At 71.7% G+C, this 24,849-nt stretch carries 20 protein-coding genes and 1 pseudogene; 8 read left to right on the plus strand and 13 right to left on the minus strand.

Annotated elements, in window-relative coordinates:
* Nucleotides 1–6: 6 nt before the first annotated feature.
* A complete protein-coding gene (locus tag IE244_RS01245) occupies nt 7–936 on the minus strand; it encodes a bifunctional helix-turn-helix transcriptional regulator/GNAT family N-acetyltransferase (protein ID WP_191870747.1) in 930 nt (309 codons plus the stop codon).
* Nucleotides 937–1,305: 369 nt separating this feature from the next.
* Between IE244_RS01245 and IE244_RS01250 the strand changes: the two genes are divergently transcribed.
* Both IE244_RS01250 and IE244_RS01255 read left to right on the plus strand, forming a co-directional pair.
* The gene (locus tag IE244_RS01250; protein ID WP_191870748.1) at nt 1,306–1,620 is read left to right on the plus strand and encodes a hypothetical protein; all 315 of its coding nucleotides are present in this window, start codon (nt 1,306–1,308) and stop codon (nt 1,618–1,620) included.
* A 144-nt stretch (nt 1,621–1,764) separates the two neighbouring features.
* Complete coding sequence (locus IE244_RS01255; protein WP_191870749.1) at nt 1,765–3,012, plus strand: FAD-dependent monooxygenase; 1,248 nt, start codon at nt 1,765–1,767, stop codon at nt 3,010–3,012.
* 330 nt (nt 3,013–3,342) lie between these two features.
* On the opposite strand, the gene IE244_RS01260 is transcribed toward IE244_RS01255, so the two are convergent.
* Nucleotides 3,343–4,389: a LacI family DNA-binding transcriptional regulator gene (locus IE244_RS01260; protein WP_191870750.1), complete on the minus strand. Its 1,047-nt coding sequence runs from the start codon at nt 4,387–4,389 to the stop codon at nt 3,343–3,345.
* 233 nt (nt 4,390–4,622) lie between these two features.
* On the opposite strand from IE244_RS01260, the gene IE244_RS01265 reads away from it, so the two are divergent.
* The 4 genes from IE244_RS01265 to IE244_RS01280 all read left to right on the plus strand — a co-directional run bounded on the left by IE244_RS01265 (nt 4,623) and on the right by IE244_RS01280 (nt 8,283).
* A complete protein-coding gene (locus IE244_RS01265; protein WP_191870751.1) occupies nt 4,623–5,774 on the plus strand; it encodes a Gfo/Idh/MocA family protein in 1,152 nt (383 codons plus the stop codon).
* Nucleotides 5,771–6,922 carry a dihydrodipicolinate synthase family protein gene (locus IE244_RS01270; RefSeq protein WP_191870752.1) on the plus strand — a complete coding sequence of 384 codons (1,152 nt, stop codon included), beginning with the start codon at nt 5,771–5,773 and terminating at the stop codon, nt 6,920–6,922. The genes IE244_RS01265 and IE244_RS01270 overlap by 4 nt, the downstream gene beginning before the upstream one ends.
* Before the next feature lie 32 nt (nt 6,923–6,954).
* Nucleotides 6,955–7,764 (plus strand): sugar phosphate isomerase/epimerase family protein, encoded by an 810-nt coding sequence (locus IE244_RS01275; RefSeq protein WP_191871375.1) that lies wholly within the window; start codon nt 6,955–6,957, stop codon nt 7,762–7,764.
* Between the two features lie 69 nt (nt 7,765–7,833).
* Nucleotides 7,834–8,283, plus strand: coding sequence for a hypothetical protein (locus tag IE244_RS01280; RefSeq protein ID WP_191870753.1), 450 nt, complete (start codon nt 7,834–7,836; stop codon nt 8,281–8,283).
* Between the two features lie 65 nt (nt 8,284–8,348).
* Here IE244_RS01280 and IE244_RS01285 read toward each other — a convergent pair whose 3' ends face one another.
* From IE244_RS01285 to IE244_RS01315, 7 genes and pseudogenes are all read right to left on the minus strand, one after another.
* On the minus strand, nt 8,349–9,095 hold the full coding sequence (locus IE244_RS01285) for a VC0807 family protein (protein WP_308436249.1): 747 nt from the start codon (nt 9,093–9,095) through the stop codon (nt 8,349–8,351).
* Nucleotides 9,096–9,385: 290 nt separating this feature from the next.
* Nucleotides 9,386–9,655, minus strand: a pseudogene (locus IE244_RS01290) (RbsD/FucU domain-containing protein); the annotation flags it as partial.
* The gene (locus IE244_RS01295) at nt 9,652–10,554 is read right to left on the minus strand and encodes a ribokinase (protein WP_191870755.1); all 903 of its coding nucleotides are present in this window, start codon (nt 10,552–10,554) and stop codon (nt 9,652–9,654) included. The gene IE244_RS01295 and the pseudogene IE244_RS01290, both read right to left, overlap by 4 nt.
* Before the next feature lie 76 nt (nt 10,555–10,630).
* On the minus strand, nt 10,631–12,580 hold the full coding sequence (locus tag IE244_RS01300; protein WP_191870756.1) for an ABC transporter permease/substrate-binding protein: 1,950 nt from the start codon (nt 12,578–12,580) through the stop codon (nt 10,631–10,633).
* Entirely contained in the window at nt 12,570–14,102 is a 1,533-nt protein-coding gene (locus tag IE244_RS01305; protein ID WP_191870757.1) for a sugar ABC transporter ATP-binding protein, read from the minus strand. The genes IE244_RS01300 and IE244_RS01305 overlap by 11 nt, the downstream gene beginning before the upstream one ends.
* Complete coding sequence (locus IE244_RS01310) at nt 14,099–15,148, minus strand: LacI family DNA-binding transcriptional regulator (RefSeq protein WP_191870758.1); 1,050 nt, start codon at nt 15,146–15,148, stop codon at nt 14,099–14,101. Before IE244_RS01310 ends, IE244_RS01305 begins: the two co-directional genes overlap by 4 nt.
* Nucleotides 15,149–15,292: 144 nt before the next feature.
* Nucleotides 15,293–15,778: a hypothetical protein gene (locus IE244_RS01315; RefSeq protein ID WP_191870759.1), complete on the minus strand. Its 486-nt coding sequence runs from the start codon at nt 15,776–15,778 to the stop codon at nt 15,293–15,295.
* Between the two features lie 53 nt (nt 15,779–15,831).
* On the opposite strand from IE244_RS01315, the gene recD2 reads away from it, so the two are divergent.
* Nucleotides 15,832–18,084 (plus strand): SF1B family DNA helicase RecD2, encoded by a 2,253-nt coding sequence (gene recD2, locus IE244_RS01320; RefSeq protein WP_191870760.1) that lies wholly within the window; start codon nt 15,832–15,834, stop codon nt 18,082–18,084.
* Between the two features lie 236 nt (nt 18,085–18,320).
* Nucleotides 18,321–19,610, plus strand: coding sequence for a citrate synthase (locus tag IE244_RS01325; RefSeq protein WP_191870761.1), 1,290 nt, complete (start codon nt 18,321–18,323; stop codon nt 19,608–19,610).
* A 689-nt stretch (nt 19,611–20,299) separates the two neighbouring features.
* Here IE244_RS01325 and IE244_RS01330 read toward each other — a convergent pair.
* From IE244_RS01330 to IE244_RS01345, 4 genes are all read right to left on the minus strand, one after another.
* Entirely contained in the window at nt 20,300–22,552 is a 2,253-nt protein-coding gene (locus IE244_RS01330) for a heavy metal translocating P-type ATPase (protein ID WP_191870762.1), read from the minus strand.
* Nucleotides 22,553–22,729: 177 nt separating this feature from the next.
* Complete coding sequence (locus tag IE244_RS01335) at nt 22,730–22,969, minus strand: heavy-metal-associated domain-containing protein (protein WP_191870763.1); 240 nt, start codon at nt 22,967–22,969, stop codon at nt 22,730–22,732.
* A 75-nt stretch (nt 22,970–23,044) separates the two neighbouring features.
* Entirely contained in the window at nt 23,045–23,992 is a 948-nt protein-coding gene (locus tag IE244_RS01340) for a PrsW family intramembrane metalloprotease (RefSeq protein ID WP_191870764.1), read from the minus strand.
* A gap of 110 nt (nt 23,993–24,102) precedes the next feature.
* Nucleotides 24,103–24,759, minus strand: coding sequence for a TetR/AcrR family transcriptional regulator (locus IE244_RS01345; protein WP_191870765.1), 657 nt, complete (start codon nt 24,757–24,759; stop codon nt 24,103–24,105).
* Nucleotides 24,760–24,849 lie beyond the last annotated feature (90 nt).

Genomic DNA, 24,849 nt, shown 5'->3' on the forward strand with positions numbered 1-24,849 from the left:
TACTCGTCACACGCCCGATCCGTGCAGATCCAGCCGCCAGTCCTGGCCGATCAGATCCTTGCCGAAGGAGCGGTGCGGCCGCTCGGCGGCGAGGACGAAGCCGTGCCGCTGGTAGATGCGGCGGGCGCCGCTCAGCACGTCGTTGGTCCACAGCACCAGCTCGCGGTAGCCCACCCCGCGCGCGAAGTCGATCACCGCCCGCACCAGCCGGTCGCCGATGCCGCCCCCGCGTGCCGCGGGTTCCACGAGCAGCAGCCGCAGCCGCGCGGTACCGGGCGCGTCGTCCCGTACGCACATCACGCACCCCACCGGCCGCCCGCCCGCCTCGGCGATCCACACCCGCTCCAGGTGCGGGTCGTGGTCCTGCGCGAAGTCGGCGACGATCCGGGCGACCAGTCCCTCGTAGTCGGCGTTCCAGCCGTACTCGGCCGCGTACAGCGCGGCGTTGCGCTGCACCATCCAGCCCAGGTCGCCGGGGAGCGGCTCGCGCAGCACCACCGCGCCGGACCGGGCGCGCTCCTCGCCGAGGAGGTCCCGGATGGTCCGCATGGCCTCCGCCAGCCGGGGCCGGTCGGCCGGGGCCACGGTGTCGAGCAGGGCCCCGACCGTCTCCCGGGCCCGCTCGTCCAGCACCGCGGCGGCCTCCCGGCCCGGCACGGTGAGCCGGACCCGCCGCCGGCGTGGATCGCTGTCGGAGGGGCCGCGCTCGATCAGCCCGGCATCCTCGAACCGGTTGAGGATCCGGCTCAGATAGCCCGCGTCCAGGCCGAGCAGGGTGCGCAGGTCGGCCGCGTCCAGGTGCGGGACCTGGGCGAGTTCGTACAGCACACGGGACTCGGTGAGGGTGTACGGGGCGTAGCGGTGGCGGCCGTGGTCGAGGGCGCCGATGACGCCGGTGTAGAAGCGGTTGAAGGCGCGGACGTCCTGGACAGTCATGATCGCCCCCGGATGTTTGACTCAGTCAGAGATATCGTCGCTCCGAGCGTAGACCCGGGGTGCGTCCTCGTCCACAGCTGGGAACCCGTTGCGGAGGCGGGGGGAAACCACTGGTCCGGGCGGGGAGTTGGGCCTGTACCCCACACATTCCGCCTGCGCTGTCACTCCTTTTGACTTCGTCGCGTTTGCGTCGTAATTTAAGAACAAACGTCACAGATATCCGTTCTGTACCGGACGTGACGACCCGCCGCCGGAACGTATCGCGGGCGGCGAGGAGGGCGCGCGGAGCTACGCGCAGGCTCCGGAGCGCAGACTGACGGCCCGTCGAGGCCGTCGAAATCATCCACACCCTCGGAGAGGGGACTCATCATGCGCGCGCACACCACCCGCATCAAGAGAGTGGCCATCGCGGTCTGCTCGGCGCCGATCCTCGCCATCGCCGCCGGTGCAGGAGCCGTCAGCGCAGCCACCACCGCTGCGGCCCCCGACCACGTCGTCGCCTATGACAACGGCGGAGGCGGAGGCGGCCACGGCGGCGGAGGCGGCTACGGCGGCGGAGGCGACCACGGCGGCGGAGGCGACCACGGGGGCGGAGGCGACTACGGCGGCGGAGGCGACCACGGCGATCACGGAGGAGGAGACCACGGTGGCTGGGGCTGGGGTGATGACGACGACGACTACTGAGTCGACCGTCGTGATTGCCGCCCACTGACAGCGACAGCGGATCCGGGTGCCCGACCCATGGGGCGCCCGGATCCATGTGACGACATCCGCGGTGTGGCGACGCAGGGGCCCTGGGCCCCGTGGCCGTGAAGGCGGTGGGACCTGATGAGGATCGTGTGCGTGGGCGGAGGCCCGGCCGGGCTGTACTTCTCCATCTCCGCGAAGCTGCGGGACGCCGGACACGAGATCACCGTCATCGAGCGCGACCCCCCGGAGGCGACGTACGGCTGGGGCGTCGTGTACTGGAACGACCTGCTGGACATCCTGCACCGCAACGACCCCGAGAGCGCACGCGCGGTGAGCGCCGGTTCCGTGCTCTGGCGGGACCAGGAGATCCGCCTGCACGGCAGCCGGCACGACGGCACCGCGTACTTCGGCGGCTACGGCTACAGCATGGGCCGGGCGGCCCTGCTGGACGTCCTGACCCGGCGCGCCCGGGCACTCGGCGTCGACGTCCGGCACGGACAGCGGCTGGAGGACCCCGCCGACCTGCCGGAGGCCGACCTGATCGTGGCCGCCGACGGCGCGGGCAGCCGGCTCCGGCTGAGCCGTGCCGAGCACTTCGGCACCCGGGTGGAGACCGGCCGCAACCCCTATCTCTGGCTCGGTACGGACCGGCAGTTCGACAGTTTCGTGTTCGACTTCGAGGAGACCCCGGCGGGCTGGATCTGGTTCCACGCCTACCCGTCCGTCAGGGGACGGATCAGCACCTGCATCGTGGAGTGCTCACCGCAGACCTGGCAGGGCCTGGGCCTCGACACGCTGGAAACGGAGGACGCCCTGCCCCTGCTGGAGAAGATCTTCCACCGCGCCCTCGACGGCCACAGCCTGATCAGCAGCTCACGCGGCGGACCGGCGAAGTGGCAGCGCTTCCAGCACCTCAGCAACACGACGTGGTACGACGACACCGACGGCAACCTCGTCCTCGTCGGCGACGCGGCGCACACCACGCACTTCACGCTGGGCTCCGGGACCCGGCTGGCGATGATCGACGCGATCGTGCTGGCCCACGCGCTCGCGCGGTACCCGGACCCGCGGGTGGCGCTGCGCGAGTACGACCGGCACCGGCGCGCGGAACTCCATCCCGTCCAGGCCGCGGCGCGCTCCAGCATGGCCTGGTTCGAGCAGCTGGACGACTACCTGGACCGCGACCCGGTCTCCTTCGCCTACGCCATGTCGGTACGCCAGGGCCGCCAGCACCCCTGGCGCTACCAGGTCCACCTCGCCACCCAGATCGCCGCGGCCCGCCGGGCCCGGCGGGCGTACGACACCGGAAAGCGCTGGTACCGCGACCGACGCCGGGGCGAGGCCCCCCTCCCCCTGCTGGGCCGCTCCCTCCCCGGCCATCGCTGAACGTGCGGCAGTCCAAGGAGCGGCAGTGGCTGGTCGGCGGCGTACGGCCGCCCGTGTCCGGCCGGCAGCCAGAGGGGGCGGTGACGGGTCGGCAGTGACGGGTCGGCGATGAACGGTCGGCAGTCAAAGAGCGGCGGCGGCCGGCCGGTGGTCCACAGGGTGGCGGCGGCCGGCCGGTGGTCCACAGGGTGGCAGTGGCCGGTCGGTGGTCCAAGGGCGGCAGTGGCCGGCCGGCGGTCCAAAGGGTGGCAGCGACCGGCCGGCGGTGAGTGGCCGGCGGTGAAGAGACGGCCCTTACAGGACGGGTCGCCGGGAAACCCGTGCGGCGGTTCAGGCGCGGGGAACCGCTGAGGACCCCCGGACCATCAGCTCCCCGCGGACGGTCGCGATACCCCCCGGCGGCGGCTCCTCCCGCCCCATGGCGATCCGCCCGGCGCGCGCCCCCGCCTCCGCCAGCGGCAACCGCACCGTCGTCAGCGCGGGGACCGCGTCCACGCTGAACGGCAGGTCGTCGAAGCCGGCCACCGACACATCCGCCGGGATCCGCAACCCCGACTCCCGCAACGCCGCGCACGCCCCCAGCGCGACGGAGTCGTTCGCGGCCACGACCGCCGTCAGCGACGGATCGCGGCGCATCAGCTCCACCGTGGCCTCGTAACCCGACTGACGGTCGTAGCGCCCGTGCACCGTCCAGCGGGGGTCGTCCTCGACGCCCGCCGCGGCCAGCGCCGCCCGATGGCCCTCCAGGCGGTGCCGGGTCGTCGTACGTTCCTCGGGGCCCGCGATGTAGCCGAGGCGGCGGTGGCCCAGGCCGAGAAGGTGCTCGGTCAGCCGGTGGGCGCCGCCCCGGTTGTCGAAGGCGAGGGCGTACGCGCCGGTGTCGGGCGCCGGCGGCCGTCCGCACAGCACCACCCGGGTCCCGGCCTCCGTGAGCTTGCGCAGCTTCGCCGCGACCGCCGCCGCGTGCGGCGCGTCCTCCACGGCCCCGCCGGTCAGCACCACGGCCGCCGCCCGCTGCCGCTGCAGCAGGGTGAGATACGTCAGCTCGCGCTCCGGCGAGCCGCCCGTGTTGCAGACGACCGCGAGCCGCTCGCCACCCGCCCGGCCGCCCGGCCCGCCGATCTCGGCCTGGATGGCGCTCGCCATGATCCCGAAGAACGGGTCGGCGATGTCGTTGACGAGAATGCCGACCAGGTCGGAGGTGGCGGCCGCCAGGGAGCTCGCCGGGCCGTTGAGGACGTAGTCCAGCTCGTCCACGGCCCGCAGCACCCGCTCGCGCGTCGAGGCGGCCACCGGGTAGTTGCCGTTCAGTACGCGCGACACCGTCGCGGGGGAGACCTGGGCGCGGGCCGCCACATCCGCCAGTGTCACCGTCATGTCGTCGTCCTCCGGTCGTGCATCGTGTCGTACGCCCTCGTAGACAGCCAGACCCCGCTCCTGGTTCCGAGCAGATCTTCCAGCAGACCTTAAAGCCATGGTCCTCGTTTGTTCGCCCCCTCGAACAACTCGAAGGGGACACGGTCTTGTACGGACCACTGTCCAGGGCTAGCTTCGTATCGGATAGAAAGCGCTTGCCCCACTCGTGCCGGAGCCGGGCGAAGGGAACTGACGTGACACGCAAGACGGTGCGTATCGCCATGAACGGTGTGACCGGGCGCATGGGCTACCGCCAGCACCTCGTCCGGTCGATCCTCGCCCTGCGCGAACAGGGCGGCCTCGACCTCGGCGACGGCACCGTGCTGTGGCCGGAGCCGGTCCTGCTCGGCCGCCGCGAGCACGCCCTGGCCCAGATCGCCGCACGGCACGGCCTGGAGCACGTCTCCACCGACGTCGACGCCGTGCTCGCCGACCCGGCCGTCGACCTCTACTTCGACGCCCAGGTCACCTCCGCCCGCGAGGAGACGCTCAAGAAGGCGATCGCCGCGGGCAAGCACGTCTACACCGAGAAGCCGACGGCGACGGGCCTCGCGGGGGCCCTCGAACTCGCCCGCCTGGCCCACCGGAAGGGCATCAGGCACGGCGTCGTCCAGGACAAGATCTTCCTGCCGGGCCTGCTGAAGCTGAAGCGGCTGGTCGACGGCGGCTTCTTCGGCCGGATCCTCTCCGTGCGCGGCGAGTTCGGGTACTGGGTCTTCGAGGGCGACTGGCAGCCGGCCCAGCGCCCCTCCTGGAACTACCGCGCCGAGGACGGCGGGGGCATCGTCGTCGACATGTTCCCGCACTGGGAGTACGTCCTCCACGAGCTGTTCGGCCGCGTGAAGTCCGTCCAGGCCCTCGCCACCACCCACATCCCGCAGCGCTGGGACGAACAGGGCAAGCCCTACGACGCCACCGCCGACGACGCCGCCTACGGCATCTTCGAACTCGACGGCGGGGCCGTCGCCCAGATCAACTCCTCCTGGGCCGTGCGCGTCAACCGCGACGAACTGGTCGAGTTCCAGGTCGACGGCACCGAGGGCTCGGCGGTGGCGGGCCTGCGCACCTGCCGCGCGCAGCACCGCTCCGCGACCCCCAAGCCGGTCTGGAACCCCGACATCCCCGCCACGGAGGTCTTCCGCGACCAGTGGCAGGACGTGCCGGACAACGAGGACTTCGACAACGGCTTCAAGGCCCAGTGGGAGCTGTTCCTCAAGCACGTCTACGCGGACGCCCCCTACCGGTGGGACCTGCTGGCCGGCGCCCGCGGTGTGCAGCTCGCCGAGCTGGGCCTGAAGTCCTCCGCCGAGGGCCGCCGCATCGAGGTACCGGAGATCGCCCTGTGACCATCCGACTCCCCGCCGCCGACGGCACCCTGCGCACCTACGAACCCCGCCCCGCACCGCTCGCGCTCAGCCCCGGCGCCCCCTTCACCTCCCGTACGGTCTTCTCGGCGGCCCACGTCGTCGCCGACCCCTGGGCCGACGTGTCCCCCGACTCGCCCGCCGCCGTCGACTGGGACGCCACCCTCGCCTTCCGCCGCCACCTGTGGTCCCACGGCCTCGGCGTCGCCGAGGCGATGGACACCGCCCAACGCGGCATGGGCCTGGACTGGGCGGGCGCGGCCGAGCTGATCCGCCGCTCGGCCGCGGAGGCGAGGTCGGCCGGCGGCCGGATCGCCTGCGGGGTCGGCACCGACCAGATCGGGAACGCCTCCCCGGCACGGATCCGCGCGGCCTACGAGGAGCAGCTGGAGGTCGTCGAGGAAGCGGGCGCCCAGGTCATCCTGATGGCGTCCAGGGCGCTGGCCGCTGCCGCCTCCGGCCCCGAGGACTACCTGGAGATCTACGGCCACCTCCTGCGCCAGTGCGCCGAGCCGGTGATCCTGCACTGGCTCGGCCCGATGTTCGACCCGGCCCTGGAGGGCTACTGGGGCTCGGGCGACCTCGACGCGGCGACCAAGGTGCTCCTGGAGCTCATCGCCGCGCACCCGGACAAGGTCGACGGCGTCAAGGTCTCCCTCCTGGACGCCCGGCGCGAGACCGACCTGCGGCGCAGGCTGCCCGACGGCGTGCGCTGCTACACCGGCGACGACTTCCACTACCCCGAGCTGATCGCGGGCGACGACCAGGGCTTCAGCCACGCCCTGCTCGGCATCTTCGACCCGCTGGGCCCGCTGGCGGCACAGGCGGTACGCGCCTTGGACACCGGGGACACGGCCGGTTTCCGGGAACTCCTCGATCCCACGGTCGCGTTGTCCCGGCACCTCTTCCAGGCGCCGACCCGCTTCTACAAGACCGGCGTGGTCCTCCTCGCCTGGCTCGCGGGCCACCAGTCGCACTTCGCCATGGTCGGCGGCCTCCAGTCGGCCCGCTCCCTCCCGCACCTGGCCCGCGCCTACGAACTCGCCGACGGCCTCGGCCTGTTCCCGGAGCCCGGACTCGCCGAGGACCGGATGAAGAACCTGCTCGCCCTCTACGGAGTCGCCCGGTGAACGCCGGCCTGCCACGGCTGAGCATCAACCAGATGACGGTGAGGCAGTTGTCGCTGCCGGAACTGGCCGAGGCCTGCGGCGAGTCGGGCATCGGCCAGGTGGGCCTGTGGCGCGCACCGGTCCAGGCGTACGGCGTGGACGCGACGGCGAAGCTGATCCGTGCCACGGGCCTGACGGTGACGACCCTGTGCCGGGGCGGCTTCCTGACGGCGATCGACCCGTCGGAACGGGCCGAGGCGCTGGCGGACAACCGCCGCGCGGTGCACGAGGCGGCCACCCTCGGCACCGACACCCTGGTCCTGGTCTCGGGTGGTCTCCCGCCCGGTACCAGGGACCTGGGGGCGGCCCGCGAACGCATCGCCGACGCCCTGGCCGAACTCGCGCCGTACGCCGAGAACCACGGCGTCCGCCTGGCCGTCGAGCCCCTGCACCCGATGTACGCCGCCGACCGCTGCGTGGTGTCCACCCTCGCCCAAGCCCTGGACCTGGCCGAACGCTTCCCCGCGCACCAGGTCGGGGTGACCGTGGACACGTACCACATCTGGTGGGACGACCAGGCGCCGGCGCAGATCGCACGGGCGGGGGCGGGCGGACGTATCCACAGCGTCCAGCTCGCCGACTGGGTCACCCCCCTGCCCGAGGGCGTCCTCAACGGCCGGGGCCAGATCGGGGACGGCGCGATCGACATGCGCGAGTGGACGGGGTACGTGCAGGCCGCCGGCTACACCGGCCCCATCGAGGTCGAGCTGTTCAACGAGGGCCTGTGGGCGCGCGACGGCAGGGAGGTGCTGGCGGAGACGGCGGCACGCTTCGCCGAACACGTCGCACCGGGTCCTTCCTAGGGCACCCCAGGAACTCCGGTCCCGCCGGCATCGTCCTCTTCACATGGACGAAGGAGGAGGTGCCGGCCGATGCGACCGAAGCTGACGGGGGCCGCCGTGGTCACGCTCGCGCTCAGTGCCGTCCTGACGGCCTGCGCGGGCGGACGGGACAGCGCGGACTACCAGACGGACTACGCCAACCACCCGCCGCTGCGCGTCACGGGCCACCCCAGCACGGGCAGCCTGGAAACGGTCCAGAAGCTCGTCTGGCGGCTCGCCGACGGGGACGCCGACGCCGTCGCCGCCCTGAACACCGAGGGCGGCGACGCGGGTCCGGCGGCCCGCGCCTGGATCAGGGCCTACGGCAAGGCCGCCCGCGACGAGGTGAGCGCCGACTTCCGCGACGAGGGATCCGTACGCCAGGACGTGGTCCTGCGCTTCTCCGGCCCGCGCCGGACCCAGGAACTCACGGTGCGGATCGGGAAGGGCGACGCCTGGGGCGTCGTGCTGTCCGGTCCCGAGCCCCGCCGGCAGCCCTGAGAAACGCCGAGGGGCGTGCCCCGGTCCGTCGACCGGGGCACCCCCCTCGTTCGGGCGCGGCGGGCCTAGCCCTGGGCGGCTGCCGCGGCGGCCGCGGCGGCTCGCTCCTCGCCCCTGCGCCGGGCCCGCTTGCTGTACATGACCGTCCACAGGATGAGGGCGCCGAGGACGCCGTAGATCAGGACCGGGCTGAGGCTCACCATGGTGTCGGTGCTCAGCGCGTACGACAGCGCGATGCGGCCGCCCGCCTCCAGGCAGTAGGCCACGCCCCAGACCGCCGTCATGGTCCGCATGGTCGTGCGGAACCCTTCGAACTCCCACAGGCCGTTCCACCAGGCGGTGCCGGCGGCGGTGCCGTCGGTGGCGAACTTGCGGCCGAAGTAGAACATGAGCGGGCGCGGCGCCAGCAGCGTCACCAGGCACAGCAGGCCGAAAAGACCGGTGATGGCCGAGTCCTTGATCAGGAGGGCCCGGGCCGAGTGGGCGCCGACGAGAGAGACGACAGCCGTGATGACCAGGAACACCAGGGTCACGACGGCGAACTCGTCGAGGCGGCGCCGCCAGGCGAGGTGCACGGCGCTGTCGAGCACCGGCCAGGCACTGCTCGCCAGCAGTGCGGCGAACTCGCTCCACCCCTGGTCACGCAGGGCGTTGTAGGTGAGGATCGGCGCCGCCACGTTGAGCGCGATGGTGAGGATCCAGCCGGCCATGGCGTTGCCCTGGGACCGGGCGGGCAGCTGCGGACGTTCCTCCACCTGCGCCGCCCGCGCATCCGGCACGCTTGATGCGCCCATGGCATCCTGGGCAGACATGGTTCCCCCTGAGATTTCTGCTGATGAAAGCTGATGTAAGTGGTCGCCTCGATGGTGGGGCGGGTGTGTGGCAGTGAGAGGGCCACAGACCACCGTCAGCTCACCACGTCCGCCGGGCGAGATCATTCACGAGCAAGTTCCGTTTTGGCAAGAGCGGGTGGTACCTCGTCAGACGGCCTTTACCGTCATCTCTCCACCGGAAGTGCTCAGGTCCAGGGCGCACTTGGCGGACGGGCCGTCGGGCACGGAGAGGTGGGGGCTGCCGCACGGGCCGGTCCGGGGGCGGCCTGGAAGAGCACCCCGCACCGCAGCAGCACATCGGCGTACGGCCGGGCCTCGCCGGTGCGGACCACCAGGCGCGCCCCGGCGGAGAGTTCCTTCAGCCGCGCGGGCGGGACAGCGGCCAGGTCCGGGAAGTACCGTTCCAGCAGAGTCCGGTTGGGCAGACGCGGTCCGTCCGGGACCGGCATGCCCGCGTCGCACACCAGCACCGCGTCCCCGTGGCCCAGCTCGGCCACGGCACCGGCCAGCCGGCGGTTGAGGATCCCCGCCTTCTTCACAGGGCGTCGACCTCGGCCGCCGTCGGGTACGACGCCTGCGCGCCCCGCCTGGTCACGGCCGCGGCGCCGACCCGCGCCGCGTAGGCCGCCGCCTCCGTCAGCGGGGCGCCCGCGCCCAGCTTCCAGGCCAGCGCGGCCGTGAAAGCGTCCCCGGCACCCGTGGTGTCCACCGCGTCCACCTGCACCGACGCCACCCGTGTCACCCCCCGGTCGTCGCACACCAGCGCCCCCTGCGCGCCCAGCGTCACCACCACCGAGCGCGGTCCCTTGGCCAGCAGCAGGCGCGCCCAGTCGGCCGGTTCCTCGCTCACGCAGGCCTCGCCGAGGATCACCCGCGCCTCGTGCTCGTTGACGATCAGCGGGTCGCAGGCCGCGAGCACCTCCCCGGGCAGGGGCCGCGGCGGAGACGGGTTCAGCACGAAGCGGCCGCCCGGGGACAGGTTCCGTACGACCTCCACGACGGTCTCCAGCGGGATCTCCAGCTGTGCCGACACCACCCGGGAGGCGAGGAACAGGCTCACCGCCGTCCGGACGTCCGCCGGGGCGAGCCGGGCGTTGGCACCCGGCGACACCACGATGCTGTTGTCCCCGGAGGGGTCCACGGTGATCAGCGCCACGCCGGTCGGCGCCCCGCCCACCAGCACGCCGACCGTGTCGACGCCGGCCGCGCGCAGGGAGTCCAGCAGCAGCCGGCCGTGGCCGTCGTCGCCGACCCGGGCCAGCAGGGCCGTACTCGCGCCGAGCCGGGCGGCGGCGACCGCCTGGTTGGCGCCCTTGCCGCCGGGGTGGACGGCCAGGTCACCACCGAGCACCGTCTCTCCGGCGGCCGGCCGCCGCTCGACATCGATCACCAGGTCGGCGTTGGCCGAACCCACGACCAGCAGGTCGTAGTCGTACATCAGTTGACTCCCCAGAGAGATGACCTCAGGCGGGCCTGCCCCGGAAGACTCTCCGGGGCAGGCCCGTCCGTCGTTGTCAGCCGCTGAAACCGGCCACGTTGTCCTTCGTGACCACCTTCACCGGCACCTTCACCGTCGACTCCACCTTCTTGCCCTGGACCGCCTTCAGCGCGTTGTCCACGGCGATCCGGCCCAACTGCGTCGGCTGCTGGGCGACCGACGCGTACAGCGTGCCGTCCTTCACCGCCGTGAGCCCGTCCGGGGTGCCGTCGAAGCCGACCACCTGGACCGACCGGCCGGCCTTGGCGCCGAGCGCCTTGATCGCGCCGAGCGCCATCTCGTCGTTGGCGGCGATGACGCCCTGCACGTCCGGGTGGGCCTGGAGCAGGTTCGACATCACGTCTAGCCCCTTGGCGCGCTGGAAGTCGGCCGGCTGCTGGGCCAGCACCTGGATGCCGGGGTAGGCCTTCAGGCCCCGCGCGAAGCCCGCCGCCCGCTCCCGGGCCGCCGAGGTGCCCGCCTGACCCTGCAGGATCACGATCCTGCCCTTGCCACCGAGCTTCCGCGCGATCGCCTTGGCGGCCAGCTCGCCGCCGGCCACGTTGTCGGAGGCCACCAGGGCGTCCACGGCGGCCCGGTTGACGCCCCGGTCGACGGCGACCACCGGGAGCCCCGCCTTGTCGGCGGCCTTCACCGAGTTGCTCGCCGCGTCCGAGTCCACCGGGTTGACGATGATCGCGCCCAGCCGGGAACTGGTGAAGTTCTGCAGCTGGTCGGCCTGCTGGGAGGCGTCGTTCTGGGCGTCGGTGACGGTCAGGTCCACGCCCCGCTTGTCCGCCTCCGCCTGGGCGCCGGCCCGGATCTGCACGAAGAAGGGGTTGTTCAGGGTGGACAGGGACAGACCCAGCTTCGGGGCCGTGGCGGACGGGGACCCGCTGTGCAGGAAGGAGGTCGCGCCGACGACCGCCACGGTGACCACGGCCGCGAGCGCGTAGGTGGCCGCCTGCCGGCCCTTGGGCCCGCCCGCGCCGGACGCCACCGGGGTCGCCCCCGCCTTGCGGCGCACGGTGTCCAGCAGCACCGCCAGCGCGATGACGACACCGATCACCACCTGCTGCCAGAACGCCGACACCGACAGCAGGTTGAGGCCGTTGCGCAGCACCGCCAGGATCAGCGCGCCGATCAGCGTGCCGGACGCCTTGCCGGTGCCGCCCGCGAGCGAGGCACCGCCGATCACGACCGCGGCGATCGCGTCCAGCTCGTAGCCGTCGGCGGCCTGCGGCTGCGCCGAGGACAGCCGGGAGGCGAGCACGATGCCGGCGACGGCCGCGAACACACCGGACAGGGCGTAGATCGCGAGCTTCTGCCGCCTCACCCGCAGACCCGACAGCCGCGCGGCCTCCTCGTTGCCGCCGATCGCGTACATGGAGCGGCCGATGTACGTCCGCCCGAGGACGAGGGCCGCGATCAGCCCCATCACCACCATGACCAGCACCGGGACCGGCAGCCAGCCGCCGAGCGTGTCACCGAGGTGCGAGACCGGGTCCGGGAAGGCGATCGGGGAGCCCTGGGAGATCACCAGGGCGAGACCGCGGCCCACGGACAGCAGGGCCAGCGTCGCGATGAACGGCGGGAGCTTGCCGTAGGCGATGAGGAAACCGTTCACCAGACCGGCGACGACACCCGTGGCCACGGCCAGCACGACCGCGAGCGCGACCGGCACGCCGTGCTGTGTGGCGCTCCACGCCAGCACGGTCGCCGACAGCGCGGCCACCGACCCGACCGACAGGTCGATGCCCGCCGAGACGATCACGAAGGTGACACCGAAGGCGAGGACGGCCGTGACGGCGGCCTGGACGCCGATGTTGAGCAGGTTGTCGGTCGTCAGGAAGTCACCGGACAGCGCCGACAGGACGACGACGAGGACGATCAGCGCGGTGAGCGCGCCGTTGTCGAGGAGCAGCCGGCGAAGGGCCCCTGAGGCGCCACTCGCGCCGGCCCGGCTCTTGAGCGTGTCAGTGGCCACGGCTGGCCTCCTTCTCGGTGTCCTTGTGCGGGGTGGGGGTGGAGACGGCGAGCGCCATGACGGCGTCCTGGGTGGCCTCGTCGGCCGCTAGTTCACCGGCGATCCGGCCCTGGGCCATCACCAGGACCCGGTCGCTCATGCCGAGGACCTCCGGCAGATCGCTGGAGATCATCAGCACGGCGGCCCCGGCGGCGGTCAGTTCGTTGATCAGCTGGTAGATCTCGACCTTGGCGCCGACGTCGATGCCGCGCGTCGGCTCGTCGAGGATTAGCACCCTGGTGTCGGCCAGCAGCCACTTGCCGATGACGACCTTCTGCTGGTTGCCGCCGGACAGGGTCCGCACCTGCTGCCCCAGCCCCGCCATCCGCACGCCCAGCTGCCCGGCGATCCGCTCGGCCGCGACGCGCTGCGCCCGGCGGTCCACCAGCCCGGCCCGGGTGGCGGCGCGCAGGGTGACGAGCCCGAGGTTCTCCTCCACGGACGCGTCCAGCACCAGCCCCTGGCCCTTGCGGTCCTCCGGCACGAGCCCGATCCCGGCCGCCATCGCGGCGTTCACGTCATGCCGCTTCAGCTCGCTCCCGGAGACCTTCACGACCCCGCCGTCGTACGGATCGGCCCCGAACACGGCCCGCACCACCTCGGTACGGCCGGCGCCCACCAGCCCCGCGATCCCGACGACCTCGCCGGCGTGCACCTCGAAGCTGACGTCGTGGAAGACACCGTCGCGGGTGAGCCCCTCGACACCGAGCAACGCGGCGCCCCTGTCCGGCCGCTGCCGCGGATACTGCTGCGCGATGGACCGCCCGACCATGAGCCGTACGAGTTCGTCCTCGGGGGTGGAAGCGGGAACCTGCCCGACGCTGCGCCCGTCCCGGATGACGGTGACCCGGTCTCCCAGAGCGGCGATCTCCTCCAGGTGATGCGTGATGAAGACGATCCCCACGCCGTCCTCGCGCAGCTGACGCACGATCGCGAAGAGCTTCTCGACCTCCTCCGAGGTGAGCACCGCGGTCGGCTCGTCCATGACGAGCACGCGCGCGTCCAGGCTGAGGGCCTTGGCGATCTCGACCATCTGCAGGCGCGCGATACCGAGTTCACGCACACGCGCGCGTGGCGAGACATGCACACCGACACGCCGCAGCAGCCGCTCGGCGTCGCCCTCCATCCGCTTGCGGTCGATCATCCCGAAGCGCCGGGGCTGCCGTCCGAGGAAGATGTTCTCGGCCACGGTCAGATCCGGAACGAGATTGAACTCCTGGTAGATGGTGGCGATCCCGAGCCGCTCGGCGTCCTGCGCGCCCTGGACGCGCACCTGCTGACCGCCGACGCTGATCCGTCCGGCATCCGGCGTGTACGCCCCGGAGAGCATCTTGATGAGCGTGCTCTTGCCGGCGCCGTTCTCACCGAGCAGCACATGGACCTCGCCCCGGCGCAGATCGAAGTCGACGCCGTCGAGCGCGACCACGCCGGGGAAGGTCTTGCGTATGCCCTCGATGCGCAGCAACTCGTCCGGGTTGCTCACGACGTGCTCCTTTGCACTGGGGAGGGGGACTGTGCGGGGGGTGCCGCGGCCGGGGCGGGCTCGCCGCACGAGCGGCGCACGACGAGCCGGGCGGGCAGGGTGACCGACCGGGGGACCCGCCCCTCGATCCGGTCCACCAGGGCGCGTACGGCGGCCCGCCCCAGCTCACCGGTCGGCTGCGCGATCGCCGTGACGGGCGGATCGGTGTGCACGAACCAGGGGATGTCGTCGAACGCGGCCAGCGCGATGTCGTCCGGAACGCGCAGCCCACGCGCGCGTACGGCGTCCAGGGCACCGAGTGCCATGAGGTTGTCGGCGGCGAAGACGACCTCCGGCGGCCGGGGCAGATCCAGAAACCCCTCGGTGACCCGCCGCCCGCTCTCGGCCTGGAAGTCACCCTGACCTGTGTAGGCGTCGGGGAGCGGCATGCCGTACTCGGCCATCGCCTCCCTGAAGGCCTCGACGCGCTCGCTGCCGGTCGTGGTGGCGGCGGGGCCGGCGATGATCGCGAGCCGCCGGTGCCCGAGCCCGTACAGGTGGGCGACGAGGTCCCGTACGGCCGCGCGTCCGTCGGCCCGGACGACGGGCACGTCCACGCCCGGGATCCACCGGTCCACGAACACCATCGGGGTCCCCGCGCGGGCCGCGTCCAGCATCAGCGGGGAGCCGCCGTCGGTGGGGGAGACGAGCAGCCCGTCGATCCGCCGGTCGAGCAGGTTCCGCACGTGGTGGTCCTGCAGATCCGGCCGCTCGTCGGCGTTCCCGATGATCACGCTGTAGCCGAGCGCCCGGGCCTCTTCCTCGACGGACCGGGCCAGCTCGGTGAAGTAGGGGTTGAGCACGTCGCTGATGACCAGGCCGAGGGTGTGGGTCTGGTCGGTGCGCAGGGAGCGGGCGACGGCGTTCGGACGGTAGCCCAGCGCCTCGACGGCGGCCAGCACGCGCGTGCGGGCGTCGGCGCTGACCGACGGGTGCGCGTTCAGGACGCGCGAGACCGTGGCGACGGAGACGCCCGCCGCGGCGGCGACGTCCTTGATGCTCGCCATCGCCGGCTCACCTCCTCGTGCAGAGCATGGAATCGATTACATGGATGTCGTAGGAGGGAATGGAATCGATTACACGAGGTGGAGGCAAGGGGGTGAGAGGTGGCCGAAACCCAATCGTGATCGTGGGGCCTGGCCGCGGCCCCGTCAGGACCAGAAGACGACGGCGAGGGCGATGAGCGTGCCGAGGCAGACCACGGCCCCGAAGACGCCGAAGCCGATGGCGACCTTCACGCTGGTGGGGCGCAGCTCCCGCCACCCCAGTTCCTCGGCCACGCCCCGGATCAGGCGGTGACCGTCGGCGGACGAGAAGCGGTAGCGCCCCGTGCCGTCCATGTTCGCGCCCTTGACGACGTACACGCTCCGGCCGACGGACACCGCCTTGCCCAGCCCGGCCCCGTCCGGACCGGCCCCGTACCCGGCGGTGCGCACGACGTCCGTCATCGTGAAGGCCCTCTCCTGCTGCCGCAGCACGACTCGGTAGGTGTGCAGCCGCCGCTCCGGGCCCGGTACGTCCACGGTCAGCTCGAATCCCTGACCCGTCGGGCGCATCCGGTACGGCGTGTCCGCGACGGCGGCCGCGACGCGGGACTGGAACTCCCCGACGGCGTCTGCTCTGTAGCTCCCCCACATGGGCACGGACAGTAACAGCGCGCGTTGTCAGACCCCACCGGTACCGTCGGATCATGGCTCGACAGACGGGGACCCAGAGCGGAGAGCGGCGGCTCGCCGTACTCGAAGGCGTGCTGGAGCGGATCACGTACGCCAACGAGGAGAACGGCTACACGGTCGCCCGGGTCGACACCGGAAGAGGCGGCGGTGACCTCCTCACGGTCGTCGGCGCGCTGCTCGGTGCCCAGGTCGGTGAGTCGCTGCGGATGGAGGGCCGCTGGGGGTCGCACCCGCAGTACGGCAAGCAGTTCCATGTCGAGAACTACACGACCGTCCTGCCCGCCACCGTCCAGGGCATCCGGCGCTATCTGGGATCCGGCCTGGTCAAGGGCATCGGGCCGGTGTTCGCCGACCGGATCACGCAGCACTTCGGGCTGGACACCCTCCGCGTCATCGAGGAGGAGCCGAAGCGCCTCATCGAAGTCCCCGGCCTCGGCCCCAAGCGGACCGGGAAGATCGCCGACGCCTGGGAGGAGCAGAAGGCGATCAAGGAGGTCATGCTCTTCCTCCAGACCGTCGAGGTGTCCACCTCCATCGCCGTGCGGATCTACAAGAAGTACGGCGACGCGTCGATCTCGGTCGTCAAGGAGCAGCCCTACCGGCTCGCCGCCGACGTCTGGGGCATCGGCTTCCTGACCGCCGACAAGATCGCCCAGTCCGTCGGCATCCCGCACGACAGCCCGGAGCGGGTCAAGGCCGGCCTGCAGTACGCCCTCTCCCAGTCCGCCGACCAGGGGCACTGCTTCCTGCCGGAGGAGCGGCTGATCTCCGACGCCGTGAAGCTGCTCGCCGTCGACACCGGACTGGTCATCGAGTGCCTCGCGGAGCTGGCCGAGCCGGGAGAGGACGGCGCGGAACCGGGCGTCGTACGCGAGAAGGTGCCCGGGCCCGACGGTGCCGCCGGTGAACCCGTCACCGCCGTGTACCTCGTCCCCTTCCACCGCGCCGAGCTGTCCCTCTCCTCCCAGCTGCTGCGCCTCCTGCGGACCGACCAGGACCGGATGCCCGCCTTCCGGGACGTGGACTGGGGCAGGGCGCTCGGCTGGCTGAAGGGCCGCACGGGCGCCGATCTCGCCCCCGAGCAGGAAGCCGCCGTGCGGCTCGCGCTCAGTGAGAAGGTCGCCGTCCTCACCGGCGGACCCGGCTGCGGCAAGTCCTTCACGGTCCGCTCGATCGTGGAGCTGGCCCGCGCCAAGCAGGCCAAGGTGCTGCTCGCCGCGCCGACGGGGCGCGCCGCCAAGCGGCTGGCCGAGCTGACCGGCGCCGACGCCTCCACCGTGCACCGGCTGCTGGAGCTGAAGCCCGGCGGGGACGCCGCCTATGACCGGGACCGTCCGCTCGATGCCGACCTCGTCGTCGTGGACGAGGCCTCCATGCTGGACCTTCTGCTCGCCAACAAGCTGGTCAAGGCCGTGCCGCCGGGAGCGCACCTCCTCTTCGTGGGAGACGTCGACCAGCTGCCCAGCGTCGGCGCCGGCGAGGTCCTGCGGGACCTGCTGGCCGACGGGAGCCCCCTTCCCGCCGTCCGGCTCACCCGGGTCTTCCGGCAGGCCCAGGAGTCCGGCGTCGTCACCAACGCGCACCGGATCAACGCCGGGCAGCATCCGCTCACCGACGGGCTGAAGGACTTCTTCCTCTTCGTCGAGGACGACACCGAGGAGGCCGGGCGGCTCACGGTGGACGTGGCCGCACGACGGATTCCGGCCAGGTTCGGGCTGGACCCGCGCCGGGACGTGCAGGTGCTCGCGCCGATGCACCGGGGTCCGGCCGGGGCGGGCGTGCTCAACGGGCTGCTGCAGCAGGCCGTCACGCCCGGCCGGCCCGATGTGCCGGAGAAGCGGTTCGGAGGCCGGGTCTTCCGCGTCGGCGACAAGGTCACCCAGATTCGCAACAATTACGAGAAAGGGAAGAACGGTGTCTTCAACGGCACCGTCGGCGTCGTCACCTCGCTCGACCCGGTCGACCAGCGCCTGACGGTGCTGACGGACGAGGACGAGGAGGTTCCGTACGAATTCGACGAACTGGACGAACTTGCCCATGCGTACGCGGTGACCATCCACCGCTCACAGGGGAGTGAATATCCCGCTGTGGTGATTCCCGTCACGACCGGAGCATGGATGATGCTGCAGCGGAACCTGCTCTACACGGCGGTCACCCGGGCCAAGCGGCTGGTCGTCCTCGTCGGTTCGCGCAAGGCGATCGGACAGGCGGTGCGCACGGTGTCGGCCGGACGGCGTTGTACGGCACTCGACTTCAGGCTGGCGTAACCGGCTCGTACGGCCGGCGGGCGGCATCACAAAAAATGATCGATCAAATGAGTCGTGAAGGTCACAGAGCACTTCCAGATGCCGTTCGGAGGGGGCAGGATGAGCAGGTTGGCGGCACTGAGTGCCGCCGATAGGCCCAATGGTCGACCCCGAGTGCACTCTCCTGAGCCAAATGGGGGATGGTAGAGACAGTCAGGGCACCTCGAAGATGAGGCACTACGTCGGTGAGGGAAGACGTGAGCGACAACTCTGTAGTACTGCGGTTCGGCGACGGCGAGTACACCTACCCGGTGGTCGACAGCACCGTCGGTGACAAGGGCTTCGACATCGGGAAGCTCCGCGCCCAGACCGGTCTGGTGACTCTGGACAGCGGTTACGGCAACACGGCCGCCTATAAATCCGGCGTCACCTACCTCGACGGCGAGGCGGGCATCCTCCGCTACCGCGGCTACCCCATCGAGCAGCTGGCCGAGCGCTCCACCTTCCTTGAGGTGGCGTACCTGCTGATCAACGGCGAGCTGCCCACCGTCGACGAGCTGACGACGTTCAAGAACGACATCACGCGGCACACCCTGCTGCACGAGGACGTCAAGAACTTCTACAAGGGCTTCCCGCGCGACGCCCACCCGATGGCCATGCTGTCCTCGGTCGTCTCGGCGCTGTCCACCTTCTACCAGGACAGTCACAACCCGTTCGACGAGAAGCAGCGCAACCTCTCCACGATCCGCCTGCTCGCCAAGCTTCCGACGATCGCGGCGTACGCGTACAAGAAGTCGATCGGCCACCCGTTCGTCTACCCGCGCAACGACCTCGGCTACGTCGAGAACTTCCTGCGTATGACCTTCTCGGTCCCGGCGCAGGAGTTCGAGCTGGACCCGGTCGTCGTCGCGGCGCTGGACAAGCTGCTGATCCTGCACGCCGACCACGAGCAGAACTGTTCGACCTCGACGGTCCGTCTGGTCGGTTCCTCGCAGGCCAACATGTTCGCCTCGATCTCGGCCGGTATCAGCGCGCTGTGGGGCCCGCTGCACGGCGGCGCCAACCAGTCCGTGCTGGAGATGCTCGAAGGCATCCGCGACTCCGGCTCCGACGTCGACACCTTCATCCGCAAGGTGAAGAACAAGGAGGACGGCGTCCGGCTGATGGGCTTCGGCCACCGGGTCTACAAGAACTTCGACCCGCGCGCCAAGATCATCAAGGCCGCCGCGCACGATGTGCTCTCCGCGCTGGGCAAGGAGGACGAGCTCCTCGACATCGCCCTGAAGCTGGAGGAGCACGCCCTCTCCGACGACTACTTCGTCGAGCGCAAGCTGTACCCGAACGTCGACTTCTACACCGGTCTGATCTACCGGGCCATGGGCTTCCCGACCGAGATGTTCACGGTCCTGTTCGCCCTCGGCCGCCTGCCGGGCTGGATCGCCCAGTGGACCGAGATGATCAAGGAGCCGGGTTCGCGCATCGGCCGCCCGCGCCAGATCTACACGGGCGTGGAGCTGCGCGACTTCGTGCCGGTCGAGGAGCGCTGACACCTGCCGGTGGGGGGCGCCGCTCGGTGGTGCCCCGTTGGCCGGTGCCGGCCTGCTGGATGGCTGGTGAACCGCCGGGCGACAGGGCCTGCCCCATGGGTGGGCCCTCGGTCCGCCTCCGGGGCGGAGCCCGGCCCGTAGTGCAAGCGGAACGCAGAAGGCGCCCTGAGACGCCGGTCCCCCCACGGGCCGACGACCAGGGCGCCTTCCTATGTCCCGGTGCGGATTCCCCCCACGGGATCCGGCCGGGCGCTCGGAGAGGACAGCGCCTGAATCGCTGTCTGTGAGCAGAACGAGCAAAACTCGCCCTGCCCCAGTGATGCGGTGCGATCTGCCGGGACAACGCACGCGGGAGGGCCGCTCAAAGCTTCCCGGTGTGCGTGCCCCGGCAACGCATCTCTGAGGAAGTCCCCCAAGACATCCCCAGATGCCGATCGACGCCCCCCAAGACGCCGAACCGACATCGCCAACTTAGACCTTCGAACCCCTTCGATGGTTACGTTCGCATCACTGTGATCTGCGTCTCTTGCATATGTCCTTTAGGTGCGCAAGAGCCCCGATACGGCGATCGGGGCCCAAGCGTAAGGATGATGCGCGAGCCTTGTGAAGAGCTTATGTGAGGCTCGCGCAGGACTCCAGGGGGTCTCCCACTTCAGCTGTCGGTGAACCGCCGGTAACCCCGCGGGACTTCAGCGGAACCGGCGCAGCCGCAGACTGTTGGTCACCACGAAGACCGAGGAGAAGGCCATCGCCGCGCCGGCGATCATCGGGTTGAGCAGCCCGGCGGCGGCCAGCGGCAGCGCGGCCACGTTGTAGCCGAAGGCCCACACCAGGTTGCCCTTGATGGTGGCCAGGGTCCGCCGGGACAGCCGGATGGCGTCGGCGGCCACGCGCAGGTCCCCGCGCACCAGCGTCAGATCGCCGGCCTCGATCGCCGCGTCGGTGCCGGTGCCCATGGCGAGGCCCAGATCGGCGGTGGCGAGCGCGGCCGCGTCGTTGACGCCGTCGCCGACCATGGCCACGGTCCGCCCCTCGCGCTGCAGCCGTCGTACGACATCGACCTTGTCCTCGGGGAGCACCTCGGCGAACACGTCCCCGGAGTCGATGCCGACCGTGCGCGCGACCGCCTCGGCGACCGTGCGGTTGTCCCCGGTGAGCAGCACCGGCCGCAGACCCAGCGCGCGCAGTTCGCGTACCGCCTCGGCGCTGCTCTCCTTGACCGCGTCGGCCACGGCGAGGATGCCGCGGGCCTGGCCGTCCCAGCCGGCCACGACGGCCGTACGGCCCTCCTGCTCGGACTCGCGGGCCGCGCGGGCCAGCTCCTGCGGCAGCTCGTCGAACAGGCGCCCCACGGCCACCTCACGGCCGTCCACGCGCCCGCGTACGCCCCGCCCGGGGACGTTCTCGAAATGCTCCACCCGGGGGAGCCTGCCGGCCCGCTCCTCGGCGCCCGCGGCGACGGCGCGCGCGACGGGGTGCTCGGACGCGTGCTCCAGGGCGCCCGCGAGCCGCAGCAGCTCCTTCTCGTCCTCGCCGTCGGCGACGTACACCTGCTGGAGGGTCATCCGGCCGGTGGTGACCGTGCCGGTCTTGTCGAGGACGACCGTGTCGACGCGGCGCGTGGACTCCAGGACCTCGGGGCCCTTGATGAGGATGCCGAGCTGGGCGCCGCGGCCGGTGCCGACCATCAGCGCGGTCGGCGTGGCGAGGCCCAGCGCGCAGGGGCAGGCGATGATCAGGACGGCGACGGCGGCGGTGAACGCGGCGGCGGTGTCGCCCGTGACGCCCAGCCAGACGCCGAAGGTGCCGAGCGCGACGAGGATGACCACGGGCACGAACACGGCCGAGATCCGGTCGGCCAGCCGCTGCACCTCGGCCTTGCCGTTCTGCGCGTCCTCCACCAGCTTCGCCATCCGGGCGAGCTGGGTGTCGGCGCCGACCCGGGTGGCCTCGACGACCAGCCGGCCGCCCGCGTTGACCGTGGCGCCGGTGACCCGGTCGCCCGGGGCGACGTCCACCGGCACCGACTCGCCGGTCAGCATGGACGCGTCGACGGCGGAGACACCCTCGGTCACCGTGCCGTCGGTGGCGATCTTCTCGCCGGGCCGTACGACGAACCGGTCGCCGACGGCCAGGGACGACACCGGGACCCGGATCTCGCGGCCGTCCCGCAGCACCGCCACGTCCTTGGCGCCCAGTTCCATCAGCGCCTTCAGGGCGGCTCCGGCGCGCCGCTTGGAGCGGGCCTCCAGATAGCGGCCGAGCAGGATCAGCGCGACGACTCCGGCGGCGACCTCCAGGTAGACGGTGGAGGCGCCGTCCATCCGCGAGACGGTGAGACGGAACGCGTCGTGCATCCCGGGCATGCCCGCGTCACCGAAGAACAGCGCCCACAGCGACCAGCCGAACGCGGCCAGCGTGCCGACCGAGACCAGGGTGTCCATGGTGGCGGCGCCGTGCCGGGCATTGGTCCAGGCGGCCCGGTGGAAGGGCGCGCCGCCCCAGACGACGACGGGCGCGGCGAGCGTGAGGGAGAGCCACTGCCAGTTGTCGAACTGCAGCGCCGGGACCATCGCGAGCAGGACCACGGGCGCGGCGAGCAGCGCGGAGACGAGCAGGCGGTGGCGCAGCGCGCCGAGTTCGGGATCCTGCTCGGGGGTCTTCGGGGCCGCCACGGGTTCGGGCTCGGGCGGCGCGGGCTCCTCGGCGGTGTAGCCCGTCTTCTCGACGGTGGCGATCAGGTCGGCCACCAGGACACCCTCACCGAAGGCGATCTTCGCCTTCTCGGTGGCGAAGTTGACGGTGGCGCTGACGCCCTCCATCCGGTTGAGCTTCCTCTCCACCCGGGCGGCGCAGGAGGCGCAGGTCATCCCGCCGATGAGCAGCTCGACCTCGGAGGTCGTACCCGTGGCTATGGCTGTCTCTGCGGTGGTGCTGGTCATGTCCGGACTCCAGACATCGGACCGGACCGTGCGGATCCAGTATCAGCTGGTCGGCACGGCCCGGTCGGCGAAAGGTTTCGGGCCCCGCGCGCGGGCGGGACCGGTCGTACGAGCCCTGTCTCCCAGGCCCGGCGCGCGAGCCGTGTCCGCCGGTCCTGCTCGTACCGTCCTTGCTGATCAGGCCCGGTCGGCCAGCTCGAAGCCGGCCTCGTCCACGGCGGCGCGTACCGCCTCGTCGTCCAGCGGGGCGTCGGAGACGACGGTGACCTCGCCGGTCGACGCGACGGCCTTCACCGAGCGGACGCCGGGGATCTGGGAGATCTCACCGGAGACGGAGCCCTCGCAGTGGCCACAGCTCATGCCGGTCACCTGGTAGACGGTGGTGACGGAGCCCGGGGTGTCGGTGTGGGCGGTCATGTCGTTACTCCTCGTCGAGGCGTGTGGGGCCGGTGGGGTCCACGGGGGAGCCCCACGTTTCCCAAGACTATACCCCTAGGGGGTATTTCTCCAAGGAGTGTCCCGGCGAGCCAGCGAGCGCACCCATCCGACGGCCGCCAGGGCCACCAGGGCGAGACCGCCCACCGAGAACAGCGCGAACAGGTGCTCCTGCCCGGGGCTCGGCCGCGCGGGGTACCCCGATGCGAACAGCGGCCCCTCCATGCCGGGGCCGGTCAGCCGGCCGACCACCCGGATCGCGAGGCCGTGCGTGGCGTCCCACAGCGCGTGCAGCAGGGAGACGCCCAGACAGGCGCCGGCCACCGGCGCGGCGAACCGGAAGTGCCCGCTCAGGCGGCGCCGGGACAGCAGCACACCACCGGCGATCGCGGTCCACAGGCCGTGCCCCAGGGGGGTCAGCACGCCGCGCGGCAACCCCGTCTCCAGCAGCGCGCGCAGCTCGACGCCGGGGGAGGCGGCCGTCGTGAAGGCGTACCCGACGCTCTCCAGGGCCGCGAAGCCGAAGCCGACGGCCGCGCCGAGCACCAGTCCGGCGCGCAGTCCGCGGATGGCCGGCTCGCGGCGCAGCACGAACACCAGCGCCGCGAGCTTGGCCGTCTCCTCGATCAGGATGAGACCGGCGAACATCCCGGCGGAGGGGTGCGTGAGGGGAGCCTGTGTCAGCGAGGCGCCGAGCACGCCGAGGGCCCCGCCGGTCAGGAAACAGCCGAGGATCGGACTGACGCCCAGGTCGCGGCCGTGCCGTTCGTACGCCCACAGCACGAAGACGACCGGTACGAGAAAGCCGCCGAGCAGGATCAGCGTCGGCAGCAGGATGCCGCTCCGGGTCTCGTAGGTGATCCAGGCGGTCAGTGTCCACAGGGCGGAACCGCCGCCCAGGCAGCGCCGCCACAGGCCCGCCGCGATGCGCGGGTACGGCGGTGGCGGCTGCTGGGGGCCGGGGATGCGGGCCCTGGGCGTGCCGGGAGGCGGGGAGTGGCTCACGGGGATCCCTCGGACAGCTGCTGGGCGGTTTATCCGCACTCTAGGCAGATGTGCCGCCCGCCGCAGTCCGGGTGACCCCCGGGATCACCCCTCCGGGGCCGCCTCCGGTCTCAGCTACGGCCGAGCCGCTCGCCCACCAGCGGTTCCAGGTAGCGGATCAGGACGTCCTTGATCTCCTGGACGTAGGCCACGCGCTCGGCGCCCTCGTGGGCGAGGACCAGCTCCAGGCCGGACTTGTAGACGCCGAGGCAGACGTGCGCCGTCCGGGTGACGTCGGCCGGGGCGGCGCCGGGCATGAGCGAGGCGAGCAGGTCCTCGATCCGGCCGAGCACCGTCGTGTGCAGCTGGTCGTGCTGCTCGGCCATCCGGCCCGGGACGTCGGGGCCGTGCATCAGCGCGAAGAACACCGGGTGTTCGGTGTTGAAGGTGATGAACCGGTCGACGGCGGACCCGATGGCCTCCTCCAGTGGGGTGGCGGGGTCGACGGGGCCCAGCGCCTCGCCGTAGGCCGCCCGCATCTCGTGGACGAGCCGGTCGCCCAGCTCGATCGCGATGGCCTCCTTGTTCGGGAAGAACTGGTAGAGCGTGCCCGGTGAGACCCCGGCCTCGCGGGCGATGGCGTTGGTGCTGGCGGCCGTGTAGCCCGAGGTGCAGAAGACGCGGGCGGCCGCTTCGAGCAGTTGGGCGATGCGGCGCTCCCCCCGCGCCTGCCGGCGGCGCGGCTGCTCCTTCTCCCGCGCCTGCTCCTTCTCCGAGGTGTCGGACACGCGTTATCCCCAGCTCTCCCAAGGTCATTGACAAACGCGAGCGGTCGCTCGCATTCTTGAGAAACGCGAGCGATCTCTCGTGTTTGCCAG

It is taken from the genome of Streptomyces filipinensis, assembly GCF_014649495.1.
Lineage (GTDB): Bacteria > Actinomycetota > Actinomycetes > Streptomycetales > Streptomycetaceae > Streptomyces > Streptomyces filipinensis.

Bases quoted from the DNA above. Each gene is read 5' to 3' on its own strand.
- IE244_RS01245 (WP_191870747.1), bottom strand. From the start codon at position 936: ATGACTGTCCAGGACGTCCGCGCCTTCAACCGCTTCTACACCGGCGTC.
- IE244_RS01250 (WP_191870748.1), top strand. From the start codon at position 1,306: ATGCGCGCGCACACCACCCGCATCAAGAGAGTGGCCATCGCGGTCTGC.
- IE244_RS01255 (WP_191870749.1), top strand. From the start codon at position 1,765: ATGAGGATCGTGTGCGTGGGCGGAGGCCCGGCCGGGCTGTACTTCTCC.
- IE244_RS01260 (WP_191870750.1), bottom strand. From the start codon at position 4,389: ATGACGGTGACACTGGCGGATGTGGCGGCCCGCGCCCAGGTCTCCCCC.
- IE244_RS01275 (WP_191871375.1), top strand. From the start codon at position 6,955: ATGACGGTGAGGCAGTTGTCGCTGCCGGAACTGGCCGAGGCCTGCGGC.
- IE244_RS01280 (WP_191870753.1), top strand. From the start codon at position 7,834: ATGCGACCGAAGCTGACGGGGGCCGCCGTGGTCACGCTCGCGCTCAGT.
- IE244_RS01285 (WP_308436249.1), bottom strand. From the start codon at position 9,095: ATGTCTGCCCAGGATGCCATGGGCGCATCAAGCGTGCCGGATGCGCGG.
- IE244_RS01295 (WP_191870755.1), bottom strand. From the start codon at position 10,554: ATGTACGACTACGACCTGCTGGTCGTGGGTTCGGCCAACGCCGACCTG.
- IE244_RS01310 (WP_191870758.1), bottom strand. From the start codon at position 15,148: ATGGCGAGCATCAAGGACGTCGCCGCCGCGGCGGGCGTCTCCGTCGCC.
- IE244_RS01315 (WP_191870759.1), bottom strand. From the start codon at position 15,778: ATGTGGGGGAGCTACAGAGCAGACGCCGTCGGGGAGTTCCAGTCCCGC.
- recD2 (WP_191870760.1), top strand. From the start codon at position 15,832: ATGGCTCGACAGACGGGGACCCAGAGCGGAGAGCGGCGGCTCGCCGTA.
- IE244_RS01330 (WP_191870762.1), bottom strand. From the start codon at position 22,552: ATGACCAGCACCACCGCAGAGACAGCCATAGCCACGGGTACGACCTCC.
- IE244_RS01335 (WP_191870763.1), bottom strand. From the start codon at position 22,969: ATGACCGCCCACACCGACACCCCGGGCTCCGTCACCACCGTCTACCAG.